The sequence below is a fragment of the Ruegeria atlantica genome (assembly GCF_013032005.1).
Taxonomy (GTDB): domain Bacteria; phylum Pseudomonadota; class Alphaproteobacteria; order Rhodobacterales; family Rhodobacteraceae; genus Ruegeria; species Ruegeria atlantica_A.
The window spans coordinates 1-11,137 of sequence record NZ_WQBE01000016.1 but is presented as its reverse complement, the minus strand read 5'-3'; the positions used below and the strand labels follow the sequence as shown (position 1 = coordinate 11,137).

The window sequence follows — 11,137 nt, the reverse complement described above, 5'->3', positions numbered from 1 at the left end:
CAGCGAACGGTGGGCTTTATGGCTGCGACTGCAGCACCACGGCATTAGGTTGAATGTCGACTCTGGGCCGCGAACGCCTATCTGTTGCTATCTATTGAAGACTGGCGCGGTTGTTTCGGAAGGAGGCGCGCACGGCTTTGAGATATTCGCGGCGCAGCAAGGTTGTAACAGTGCCCGTCTCACCGTCACCTATTTGTCGGCCATCGACTTCGGGCACCGGCTGAACATAGCTGGAAGCGCCAGTGGCAAAAGCTTCATCCGCCTTGAAGACGTCGTCTAGCGTATAGGTGGCATCGACCACTTTCAGCCCCAGGTCGTCGGCAACGCGCAGCATGGTCTGGCGGGTGATCCCTGGCAGAATATCACGGCTGAGGGGGCGGGCGTGGATGCAGCCATTTCTTACGATGAAAAACGACATTGCCCCGCATTCTGTCACTGTGCCATCGGGCGCAATCATTAGCGCCTCATCCGCACCGGCCTTGCGGGCAATTTCTTTCGCCAGAACCTGACCTAACAAGTTGCTGGTCTTGATATCTCGTCGTGCCCAGCGAATATCCGGTGCGCTGGCCAGTCGCAGAGGTTGCGGCGGATCGGCGGCCAGCCCCCCGTGCAGCGGCTGGGTGAAGGCAAAAACGTTGGGTGACAGGCCGCCGGGGTAAAGATAATCGCGATCATGCGCGCCACGGGTGACGTGCAGATAGAGAAACGCTTCCTCCACCCCGTTGCGCGCAATCAGCCCCATCAGCCCGTCATATAACGCACCCTCGCTCATCGGTGGTCGCATTTCCAACTCGGCCAGCGACCGGTTCAGACGCTGCATATGGTAATGGAAATCGATGATCTGCCCGTCCAGAATGCCAAAGCCTTCATATACAGCGTCAGCAAACAGCAGGCCCCGATCAAAGATTGGCAATTGCGCTTTTTCCTCGGGCATATATGTCCCGTTCAGCCAGACTGTTCTGCTCATGTTTTTCCCCGTTATTGTTTGTGGTTGTTCAGGAAGCGACCTGCGCGCGTGTGGGTCTGGTGCCCCTGAGAAAGGGTGACCTGCCCGTTTACAAAAACGTAATGAATGCCTTTGGCGGGCTGCTCTGGAGCGTCGAAAACAGCCAGATCCGAGATTGTCTCTGCATCAAACAGTACAAGGTCGGCCTTTTTCCCGACTGCAATTTCTCCGCGATTGGTCAGGCCAAACTTTGCTGCGGTCAGGCCGGTCATCTTGTGCACTGCCTGTGCCAGCGAGAACAATTTCAGATCCCGGGTGTAATGCCCTAAGACCCGTGGAAACGTGCCCCAGAGCCGAGGATGCGGTTTTTCGGTGCCAGGCAGCCCGTCCGATCCGATCATCGACGCCGGGTGTTGTAGGATCCGCTGTACATCCTCTTCGTCCATGTCGAAATAGATAGCGCCAGCGGGTTTCAACTTTGTACAGGCTTCTTCCCGCGACACGCCCCATTCTGCAGCAATGTCATCAAGCATCCGCCCTCCAACCTCCGGGTACGGGGCGGACCAGATGACAATCACATCTTTAACGGCATCAATGAATCGCTCCATCAGTGCAGAAGACGAAGCGGTATAGGGGTAGACATCCATGGCGACCTCTGCTTTCGCGCGGGCCGCGTCAATCATGGCGAGCGTCGTTTTGCTTTTGCCGAAGTTGCGAAAACCTGCGCATTTGTGGTGAGACAGGATCAGGGGAACATCGGCGCGTTGTCCAGTGGACAGGGCTTCTTTGATGGCTTCGATCACGCCGTCACCTTCATCCCGAACATGGGTTGTGTAAACGGTGTTCGGGTGGTGACGTAGCACCCGTGCCAACATCACAACTTCTTCCCTAGGAGCCGCCATCGCGGCGGGATAGTCCAATCCACTGGAAAGCCCGGCCGCGCCCTCGGACAGCGCCTTATCAAGCAATTCTGCCATTCGGTTGATTTCTGCACTGGTCGCGGCACGCTCCAAATCCGGCCCCATTACGGTGGCACGTAGTGATGAATGCCCGGCCAGCAGTCGCACATTGACGGCGGGCGCTTCATCCTTGATCGCGCGTCGATACTCGGTGACAGTTTCAAAGCTGATTGACTGCACGTCCGGAGTGACATTGAACGGGTCTGGCAGATCTTCCTGCACCCTGAATGGAGCGGCGCTGATCCCGCAATTCCCAGCCACAACCGTGGTCACCCCCTGTGTCACCTTAAACGACATATCCGGGGTGCGTAGAAGCGCCCAGTCGTCATGAGTATGTGCGTCAATGAAACCTGGGGCGAGGCACAGGCCTGTCGAGTCAATTTCCGCCTGCGCACGAATACCGTCCAGTGGCCCGACACCGACAATTTCGTCTCCTGATACTGCCACATCTGCATTGCGGATGGAGCCACCGGTACCGTCAATTACCGAGGCATTGCGGATCAGAAGGTCACATTCTTCCAACGTAGTTTTTCGAGTACTTCCTGGCATGGCGACCCGTCCCAGTTTTCCCCAGACTATTGCCAATCGCGCCGCAAAGGTGGTTTCAAATGAACAATTTATGGTCGCAAATGAGCAAATACCTCTGACAATACACCATCCAACCTCGACAATTTTTGAGAGGTTGTAAGTATTTCTGGTTCTGATCCAAGGATTTACTATAGCCAATCCGACGTTGCACTGGGTGTGGTTGCGAAGAATACGATCGACAAGCTGTGGTAAGATTCCTCTATGTTTTGGCGCATGACTAAAGCGGTACTTATCCTTCCGGGTACAGCACTGATCTACATCCCGATTTTGGTCCAATGTTTCAGCGACCAATGGCCATTTGGTGCAAGTGTGGGAACGCGTCTGCATTGGGCTGTGGCAGCGATGTTGGCTGTCCCCGCGCTTGCCTTGGCCGCGAACACGATGAAACTGTTTGTTCTTGAGGGATACGGAACTCCTGCACCGTGGGATCCACCTCAAAGATTTGTGGTCAGTGGACCTTACCGCTACGTGCGCAACCCCATGCTTTCATCGTTTATTATTAATGATACTAGCGGAAGCAGTGGCAATGAGCAGCCCACTCCTGTTGGGTTGGGCGATAGTGTTCTTTCTCCTCAACACACTTTACTTCAAATTCGTAGAGGAGCCGGGGCTGGAACGACGCTTTGGCGAGGACTACCTGCGGTACAAGGCGAAGGTGCCGCGATGGGTTCCTATGTTTCGGCCGTATGAGTCCTCAGGCGCGAACGACAATTGAATAGCAGGCTTTCCGCGGCGTGTGAGTTTGCTTATGACTTGATTTCGCTGTTTCCGCGAATGACTGCAACGACGAGCCGCACCGCGGCATCACGACACCTGAGAGCGTGACCGCTTTGGGCCGATGTAGTCATCCTAGTCAGATAGGCCGCCATTGATGGGAGCGTGTCCGTCGAAAGACAGATGACGAGTCTTTTCTGGATTACGCACGACGTAGATCGCTGTGATCATCCCACTTTCTATCTCCAACGACGTGGTTTGCAAAATGTCGCCCGTTTCGTGGCTGAGGATCGAAGGCAGATTGTTCAGGTGGCAGAATTGCCATTGCTGGGCAGGTTGATCAGTGTATTTACGCGCCAGTCCAGACAATAGCCGCATCACCTTGTCTCGGCCCAAAATCGGATTGAGTGTAGCCAATACTTTGCCGCCGCCATCCGAAACAAATCTTACGTCTTGCGCAAGCAATTTGGCGAGAACGTCGGTGTCGCCGCTTTTGGCGGCCATGAAAAATGCCTTCGCGATGGCTTCGCCTTGTTGCGGCTCAACCTGCGTTCGAGGTTTGCTGCGCTGCACATGTTTCCGAGCTCGGCTAATAAGCTGGCGGCAGGATTCAGGTGTGCGTTCCAATGCCTGTGCCAATTCGTCATATGATTGCTCGAATACATCGTGGAGCAGAAAGGCTGCCCGCTCGAGAGGTGTCAGCCGCTCCAGCGCCAGTAGGAGTGCCACTGAGACGTCACGATCCAGTCGCTCGGTGGCATCATCTGTGATCAGTGGTTCCGGCAACCATTCACCGGGATATGTTTCGCGTCGAGTATGCGCGGCCCGCATGTGATCCAAACATAACCGCGTGACCGTTCGGATCAGAAACCCAGTCGCGTCCCGCACGCTAGCATGATCAACCTTCTGCCAACGCAAAAATGCATCCTGTACTACATCTTCTGCGTCACTAACGGTGCCCAGCATTCGATAGGCGACCGCGAACAAGCGCGGTCGCAGATCGACAAATGTTTGGTCGTATTCGAGTGAAGTTATATGACTCATTCGGCCGTGGCCTCCTTGGCGGCAGGATGTGGCGTTGCAAACCCAATAGCAATGCGGTTCCAGGCGTTGATCGTTGTCACTACCAGCGTCAGGGCGATTTTTTCCTGATCTGAAAACTGAGCGGCCATCTCATCATAGGTGTGATCCGGTGCACCATTCTGCTCGATGCGGGTCAGCGTTTCGGCCCAGGCAAGAGCGGCGCGTTCACGCTCGGAATAAAGAGACGACTCTCGCCACGCATTCAGCAAGTGAAGCCTGTCTTCACTCTCGTCCTGCGCACGCGCGTCATTGGTGTGCATATGAATGCAGAAAGCGCAGCCATTGATCTGCGACACGCGCAACTTTACTAATTCGATGAGACTGTGCTCAAGGCCCGCTGTTTTGAGGCATTCCTCCATGTCGAGCATTGGCTGCATCAGTTGCGGGGCAACGGCGAAATGGTTGAGACGAGATTGCATGAGGTGCTCCTGTATTTGGGTGTATAGAAACAGGACGCGGCAGGCGTGGAGTTTGTGACATGGGTGCTCAACAAATCAGTTTGCATTGCGTGGCAAGGACAGCTGAATCTCAATCGAGTTGCGCAATTTTCACCGGCATTTCGCGAAAGTTTTTCTCGAGAGGTTACGCAGGCCGATGAGATCAACCAACAAAACCGGCAAATGCAGAGGTAACCGCATGGAAGAGGTAGCAAGTATCGAGACAACTTCAAACTGTTAGGCCAACTAGGCAAATTCCGACCGTTTGGAGACACAAAGTCAGCTTGATATCGGCAGTTGGAGATCCTGTGGCTGACTGGTGAGCGCCGTCAGCAAGACAGCGCTCTGTTCATCAGACGGGAAGAACAATTCAATTTTTAGATCGTCGAGCGTTTCGTCGGCTACAGTGCTGAACTGCGCTATCGTTCCGAACATCGAAAGGCGATGTCCTGCAAATCGATAGACCGTGGGAATGGATGGTCCCACTATTGCGTCACTTGGTGCATGCGCGTGCGCCGCCAGTTCTCTTATCGCAATCTCCAAATCAGGTATGCCACCTGCCGCTGCACTTTCCGCGCGAAGGCGAAGCATGGTGTAATGCGCCACTTCAGGCCAGTTTTCAACAACCTGTGCCATCGTAGGGCCAGTCAGCAATTCGAGGAGGCTATTGCCTGCTGCCAATCCGAGAGGTGCAAACAGCACCGCAGCGGGACCGTTTAATTCTACAACCCGCCAAAGACGATCAAGCACCAGACCCGGGTAGGGGGCATGTCTTTCCAACGTCCATGTGACAGCGTTCCGAATGGGTTCCATCGCCGCATTGTCAAGCGGCGTCGCCGCATATCTCGGCGCGAAACCAACGGCCTTCATCATCTGATTCTTGGCGTCAACGGGTACTTCCATAACCTCTGAAAGATGAACGATCATCTCAGGGCTGGGTCGGGAACGACCGGTCTCCAGAAACGATATGTGTCGCGCACTGACGTCGGCTTCAACAGCTAGATCGAGCTGGCTCATCCGACGGCGCTTGCGCCATTCCTTCAATAGAACTGAGTAAGAAGTCATAAGGTATTCTTAAACAATCAATTGTCAGAGATCACTTACCTCTGAGGTAATTGCTTTGAATACTCCTGACCGCGCATGACAGATCAAGTGAATTAGGAGGAAAACATGACATCACAACAATCTGCCATGCGTTGTTCAGGATGGATTCTGATTGGAGCGGGAGCGCTTTTTGCTTTGGCAGGGTTATCGATACTGCATCCCGTCGCCTACCTTTTCCTTAAGGTTGCCTATTGGCCGATGCAGGAGGTTGCGCCCGACATGGCGATACCGTCGCCATTGCTATTGGCCATCACCGGTGGGCTGACCGTCGGGCTCGGAGGAATGTCATGGGCATTAGGTACATATGTTGCGCCAATTTCCCCGGATGCGGCTCAAAGAGTAACCTGGGTTGCAACATGGTCCTGGTTTTGCACCGATAGCACTTTCTCAATCCTGGTTGGTGCGCCGTTCAATGCGGTGCTTAACCTGACATTTCTGGTCCTACTTCTGGCTTCTTGTCGAAACCGTCGTTGATTGAACTGAATACGGTATGGTGGTTTGTAGCGGCTTTGAGGGAGTCGAAGCCGCTTATCTGTACCACCATCAATCCCTCTAGAGCCCTGAAATATCCACGTAGACTACGTAGTCAGCCACTTTTCCCTCTTGCAGGCCAAGTCGTGTGGCGAAGGGGACTTCATGCTCGCTGCTGTCCTTGCGTGTATAGTGGACCGTGCCGTCGCAAAACACAGTGCTACCACTGGACCAGATGCCGGTTATCGTATGACGCATGGCGGCGATGGTCTGAAAGAAACTTTCGTTGGCATGCTCAACAGGCCCGCGCCCGTTGATCGGGTCGAAATTCCCGAGGCGAAATGTAACGTCCTCTGTCAAATAGCTAACGACGTCGCTGGCGTTCATTGCGTCGACGGCCGCATAGAGTCCGGCAACCAGTGGTGCTTGGGGCGAATTGTGTTCATTGGCAATCTGCATCTTTGTTCTCCTTGGCGGGTGATTGAAAACTTGTGACGTTCAGCGGCGCTTCTGCCTGCGTTTTGGACGGAAGGCGCAGGAAGTGGGCGAGGCGGATGTGCCCATTGGTTATGGCCAACCCAAGAAACAGCACCGCGAGCGCCGCGACCAATGTGAGGTGTATTGGTTCGTCAAAGGCCAGAGCCCCGAAGCCAATGCCGAAAAGAGTGGCGAAATATCCGACCTGAGCAAATCCGACGCCATCGGTGCGCCGCTGGACTTCGAAAGTCAGCACATAGCTGAGTGCGGTGATCAGTCCGATCCCGGTTAACGCGGCAATCTGTCCAGGACCTGGCATCGAACCGGGCGCGATCTGACCACTTACAATGATCGGAAGACCGATCAGCAACAGTTGAAGCCCCAGTGTTCCGGCCGCAAGCGCTATGGGATCAGCACCCTGCGGGTAGGCCCGACTGCGAAAGACATTGCCCATTGCCAGCAGGAGAGGACCCGCCAGCGCAGCGGTGATCCAGCGCGGCGCAACGCCCGACAGGTCAAAGCCGCTATGGGTGGCAAAGTTGATGCCGACCAACCCGATCAGGATTCCGATCAGCCGGTATGACGGTAACATTCTCTTTTCGACCAAGGCCGTGATCGCGAAAGTGAAAAGCGGCGACAGTGTAACCAGCGCAGAGTAGAAGCCGGTCGAGACGTAGCCTAGTACTGTAAAGCCGATCAATGCAGGACCGCTGATGCCCAAAATCCCCGCCCCCAAGTAGTAGAACAGGTACTTGCGATGCAGTGGCGGGCGGTTACCGGTGATCGCAACGATGGTGAATAGAACAACGCTCGCGACCAGAAGTTGCCCGAACAAAGCTTGCTGTGGCGCGCTACCTGCTATGGCCACATATTTGGACAATGTAAAACTGACCCCAACCAGCGCACCGATCGCGATGATCAGGGCAGTCGGCGGAAGGCCTGTGGCAAAGCGGGGCATCACGCGGCACCCTTTGTCAGATCTGCAATGAAATTCGCCGACTCCGGCCCGATCGGGATGATGCCACTCGGGTTGATGTGGCGGTGGCTGAGAAAATAGTGGGCGCGGATATGCTGCAAATCGATGGTTTCAGCGACGCCCGATATACTTGATACGTCCGTCAGATAACGCGAAAGGGCCGGATAATCCGAGATCCGTTTCAAGTCGATCTTGAAATGAGTCACATAGACAGGATCGAACCGCAGAAGCGTCGGAAAGAGCTTCAGGTCAACCTCAGTCGGCACCGCTCCAGCCAGGTATCGCCGCGTCATCAGCACTGCTTCTACGGTATCCAGCCCTGCATAAAGCTGATGGATCGCCTCGTCATATGCTTCCTGCGTGGTGGCAAAACCGACGCGATAGACACCGTTGCAAATGGGGGCCTGGATCATTTCAGCCAGCCGATCGATCTCAGCGGCGAATTCGGTTGGATAGAGGTCCAGAATGGCCGCGTCGACGAAGGCAGTGTCGATCATCCGCATGATGTCGGCGGATTCGGTGCTGATGATCTGACCGCTTTGCTTGTCTAACAGCACCGGGACCGAAATCGCGCCGGTATAAGAGGGCACAGCGCGTTGGTAGACCTGATAGAGGTAATGATCACGTGGCACACCGGCGGACTCGTCAAAGTCGGATTGGTTGACGACCCAACCGTCCTCAGACATCACCGAGTCCATCCAGGTTATGCCAATTACCTCGCGCAGCCCCTTGAGTGCCAATACCAGGTCGACACCATGACACCATGGGCAGGCCTTGGACAAATAGAGGTGATAGCGGCCAGACGCGGTCGGAAAGTCTGCCTCAGCGTCCGAACTGATCCAGCCACGAAAGGAACTGGGCAACCGGTGAAAGCGCCCGTCGGATTGCGCTGGCTTGTCGCGCAGAATTCCGTTGATGAGCATTTTGGGCATGGCCGTCTCCATCCAACATGTGTTGAGGACGACCTAATGTGTTTCCAATGGCATGATAATTGGCTATCAGGTTTACATTAGGGTGAGAAAAAGTTGACTATACGAGAGAAACATGATCGAAATCGGCGCTATCCCCGTATTTGTCGCTGTGGCTGAATGCGGCGGTTTTGCTGCAGCTGCGCGGCGATTGGGGATCACCAAATCAGCCGTCAGCAAACGGATAGGCGCACTGGAAGCGCATCTTGGCACCCAACTGTTTCATCGCTCGACGCGCAGCATCTCGCTGACCGAAGCCGGTGAAATCTACCTGACGCATGCAATACAGGCGCTTGGATCGGCGCAGGAGGCGGAAGACGCGGTTGCGGCCGTTCAGGGTCACCCGGTCGGACACCTGAAGATCAGTGCGCCCATGTCCTTTGGACGGCTGCATATTGCACCGATGCTCACCGAGTTTCTGACCACTTTTCCTGATATCACACTGGACCTGACTATGGATGACCGGGTCGTTGATCTGGTCGATGCGGGGTTGGACATGGCCGTTCGGGCCGGCACCCTGCCTGACTCTGCCATGATCGCGCGTCGGCTGGCGCCTATCCACAGTGTCCTTGTCGCCGCGCCGGATTATCTATTGCGGCGGGGTAATCCACAGCAACCTGAAGACTTACTGACGCACAACTGCCTTCACTATGCCTATTCACGCGATCCGATGGAGTGGGTGTTGCATGGACCACATGGTGAACTGCGGGTACGCACCAAAGGCACTCTGCGCATCAACAATAGCGAGACGCTTTGCGCTGCCTTGCTTGACGGACTTGGTATTGGGCGGTTGCCGACCTTTGTGGCGGGTGCTCATTTGGCCACCAGCGATCTGGTCCGGGTCTTGCCGGATTACGCATTTCCGGAACAGGCGCTTTATGCCGTATTCCCCGAGCGACGCCATATGCCAATGAAAGTTCGCGCCTTTGTGGACTTCCTCGCCGAACGGATCGGGAAGGACAGACCGTTCTGGGATGCCGAAGCGAGGCTTGATGCCTAAAGTTGCCGTCATTGATTATCGCGATCGTTACGCTTGGCGCAAAAAGCGACTTAGCACGCGCGGTAATTTACTTCTATTGCGGTCCAGGAGGCATCGGCCCGTGAGCCTGATCAAAAAATGATAGGCGCGTGTTATTGGCCAACACTGATGAGGCCAGAGATCGCACGGGAAGGGGGGATTGGCATCGTTGAGAGCAAAATACCGAGTGCTGCGGGACCCGCAAATGACGGTTTCCGTTTGAAGGTTGTCTGCCGACCCGGTTCTTGCTCATTCGATATTGGCCGCCCGACAAGCACAGGAAACGGATCGCTCAGCACGGATGTTTTTTCTTAACTGACTGGCATGCAGAAACTGAAAGGCATGACCATGGAACTGAAAGACAAAACGATCATCATCAGCGGGGCGAGCAGCGGAATCGGTGCAGCCGCAGCGCTTTTGTTTGCATCAGAAGGGGCAAACCTCGTTTTGGGCGCGCGTAGAGAGGCGCGGCTGAAGTCAATTGTTGAGCAGATAGAGCAAAGCAATGGGCGCGCCGTTTATCTGGCAGGTGATGTTCGCGATGAGGCATTTGCCAAGGGCCTGGTTGACTTGGCAGAACAACGGTTTGGTGGCCTCGATGGCGCATTCAACAATGCAGGCATTGTGGGTGATATGAGTCCAATTCCGGAAATGGAACTAAGCAACTGGCAGTCTGTCCTTGCAACCAACCTTACCAGTGCATTCCTTGCGGCCAATGCCCAGCTTCCCGCTTTGCAAAGACGTGGCCGTGGGTCAATCGTCTTTACGGGAACATTTGTTGGCTTCAGCAACGGCGGCATGCCGGGCATGGCGGCGTATGCTGCATCGAAAGCAGGACTGATAGGATTTACACAGTCGCTGGCATCGGATCATGCGGCGCAAGGCATTCGCGTCAATACAGTTCTGCCGGGCGGAACAAAGACTGACATGGCGGGTGACGACCCGGCGACGCACGACATAATCGCGGGTTTACATCCCGTTAAGCGCATGGCTGAACCGACCGAGATCGCTCAATCAGCCTTGTTCTTGTTGTCGGACCGAGCAAGCTTCGTGACTGGCTCTCCGTTAGCTGTTGATGGTGGTATGGCGACACGCCTGCTTTGAATACCTGCTGTTGGTCGCTTCATGGTCAACGGCAGCTGTGTCCACGTTTCCGGCGGGGCGGATCAAATGTCTGCCACCGCATGTTCACTCCGAACCCACATGTTCAATTAGCCAAATCGCAGCAAGAGATTGGCCTATTGCTTGGTGGTTGCAATCAGTCTGAGCAGGCGCTTTCATCGCTTTTGAGCGGCGACGGAACGCGACGCAAACTCCATGAGGCGCCTGAACTTTGGGCAATCCATATGGGTCTCTGCCGGACAATCCGCCACGTGACGCAACGCATCGCGTAGCC

At 55.1% G+C, this 11,137-nt stretch carries 11 protein-coding genes; 3 read left to right on the top strand and 8 right to left on the bottom strand.

The window, feature by feature from the left end; all coding sequences use genetic code 11:
- Positions 1–91 precede the first annotated feature (91 nt).
- The 5 genes from GOX21_RS20130 to GOX21_RS20105 form a co-directional block, all read right to left on the bottom strand.
- Positions 92–967, bottom strand: a complete 876-nt coding sequence (locus tag GOX21_RS20130; protein WP_170379712.1) for an aminotransferase class IV — start codon at positions 965–967, stop codon at positions 92–94.
- An 11-nt stretch (positions 968–978) separates the two neighbouring features.
- Positions 979–2,454 carry an N-acyl-D-amino-acid deacylase family protein gene (locus GOX21_RS20125; RefSeq protein WP_170379714.1) on the bottom strand — a complete coding sequence of 492 codons (1,476 nt, stop codon included), beginning with the start codon at positions 2,452–2,454 and terminating at the stop codon, positions 979–981.
- A gap of 888 nt (positions 2,455–3,342) precedes the next feature.
- Positions 3,343–4,251 carry a sigma-70 family RNA polymerase sigma factor gene (locus GOX21_RS20115; RefSeq protein WP_170379719.1) on the bottom strand — a complete coding sequence of 303 codons (909 nt, stop codon included), beginning with the start codon at positions 4,249–4,251 and terminating at the stop codon, positions 3,343–3,345.
- Positions 4,248–4,709, bottom strand: a complete 462-nt coding sequence (locus GOX21_RS20110; protein WP_170379721.1) for a carboxymuconolactone decarboxylase family protein — start codon at positions 4,707–4,709, stop codon at positions 4,248–4,250. The genes GOX21_RS20115 and GOX21_RS20110 overlap by 4 nt, the downstream gene beginning before the upstream one ends.
- A 297-nt stretch (positions 4,710–5,006) precedes the next feature.
- Positions 5,007–5,792: a helix-turn-helix domain-containing protein gene (locus GOX21_RS20105; protein ID WP_302476832.1), complete on the bottom strand. Its 786-nt coding sequence runs from the start codon at positions 5,790–5,792 to the stop codon at positions 5,007–5,009.
- A 105-nt stretch (positions 5,793–5,897) separates the two neighbouring features.
- On the opposite strand from GOX21_RS20105, the gene GOX21_RS20100 reads away from it, so the two are divergent.
- Positions 5,898–6,305, top strand: a complete 408-nt coding sequence (locus tag GOX21_RS20100; RefSeq protein WP_170351269.1) for a hypothetical protein — start codon at positions 5,898–5,900, stop codon at positions 6,303–6,305.
- A gap of 78 nt (positions 6,306–6,383) precedes the next feature.
- Here the strand turns inward: GOX21_RS20100 and GOX21_RS20095 are convergent, their stop codons facing one another.
- Genes GOX21_RS20095 through GOX21_RS20085 form a run of 3 tightly spaced genes read right to left on the bottom strand, consistent with a single transcriptional unit; the run spans position 6,384 to position 8,687 of the window.
- Positions 6,384–6,761 (bottom strand): nuclear transport factor 2 family protein, encoded by a 378-nt coding sequence (locus GOX21_RS20095; protein WP_170379725.1) that lies wholly within the window; start codon positions 6,759–6,761, stop codon positions 6,384–6,386.
- Positions 6,745–7,737: a DMT family transporter gene (locus GOX21_RS20090; protein WP_170379726.1), complete on the bottom strand. Its 993-nt coding sequence runs from the start codon at positions 7,735–7,737 to the stop codon at positions 6,745–6,747. The genes GOX21_RS20095 and GOX21_RS20090 overlap by 17 nt, the downstream gene beginning before the upstream one ends.
- Complete coding sequence (locus GOX21_RS20085; protein ID WP_170379728.1) at positions 7,737–8,687, bottom strand: glutathione S-transferase family protein; 951 nt, start codon at positions 8,685–8,687, stop codon at positions 7,737–7,739. Before GOX21_RS20085 ends, GOX21_RS20090 begins: the two co-directional genes overlap by 1 nt.
- A 112-nt stretch (positions 8,688–8,799) precedes the next feature.
- On the opposite strand from GOX21_RS20085, the gene GOX21_RS20080 reads away from it, so the two are divergent.
- Both GOX21_RS20080 and GOX21_RS20075 read left to right on the top strand, forming a co-directional pair.
- Positions 8,800–9,723, top strand: a complete 924-nt coding sequence (locus GOX21_RS20080; protein ID WP_170379730.1) for a LysR family transcriptional regulator — start codon at positions 8,800–8,802, stop codon at positions 9,721–9,723.
- A gap of 366 nt (positions 9,724–10,089) precedes the next feature.
- The gene (locus GOX21_RS20075) at positions 10,090–10,845 is read left to right on the top strand and encodes an SDR family oxidoreductase (RefSeq protein ID WP_170351281.1); all 756 of its coding nucleotides are present in this window, start codon (positions 10,090–10,092) and stop codon (positions 10,843–10,845) included.
- The last annotated feature ends 292 nt before the right edge of the window (positions 10,846–11,137 follow it).

Coding starts and splice junctions, on each gene's coding strand:
- GOX21_RS20130 (WP_170379712.1), bottom strand. CDS start 967: ATGAGCAGAACAGTCTGGCTGAACGGGACATATATGCCCGAGGAAAAA.
- GOX21_RS20125 (WP_170379714.1), bottom strand. CDS start 2,454: ATGCCAGGAAGTACTCGAAAAACTACGTTGGAAGAATGTGACCTTCTG.
- GOX21_RS20115 (WP_170379719.1), bottom strand. CDS start 4,251: ATGAGTCATATAACTTCACTCGAATACGACCAAACATTTGTCGATCTG.
- GOX21_RS20110 (WP_170379721.1), bottom strand. CDS start 4,709: ATGCAATCTCGTCTCAACCATTTCGCCGTTGCCCCGCAACTGATGCAG.
- GOX21_RS20105 (WP_302476832.1), bottom strand. CDS start 5,792: ATGACTTCTTACTCAGTTCTATTGAAGGAATGGCGCAAGCGCCGTCGG.
- GOX21_RS20100 (WP_170351269.1), top strand. CDS start 5,898: ATGACATCACAACAATCTGCCATGCGTTGTTCAGGATGGATTCTGATT.
- GOX21_RS20095 (WP_170379725.1), bottom strand. CDS start 6,761: ATGCAGATTGCCAATGAACACAATTCGCCCCAAGCACCACTGGTTGCC.
- GOX21_RS20090 (WP_170379726.1), bottom strand. CDS start 7,737: ATGCCCCGCTTTGCCACAGGCCTTCCGCCGACTGCCCTGATCATCGCG.
- GOX21_RS20085 (WP_170379728.1), bottom strand. CDS start 8,687: ATGCCCAAAATGCTCATCAACGGAATTCTGCGCGACAAGCCAGCGCAA.
- GOX21_RS20080 (WP_170379730.1), top strand. CDS start 8,800: ATGATCGAAATCGGCGCTATCCCCGTATTTGTCGCTGTGGCTGAATGC.
- GOX21_RS20075 (WP_170351281.1), top strand. CDS start 10,090: ATGGAACTGAAAGACAAAACGATCATCATCAGCGGGGCGAGCAGCGGA.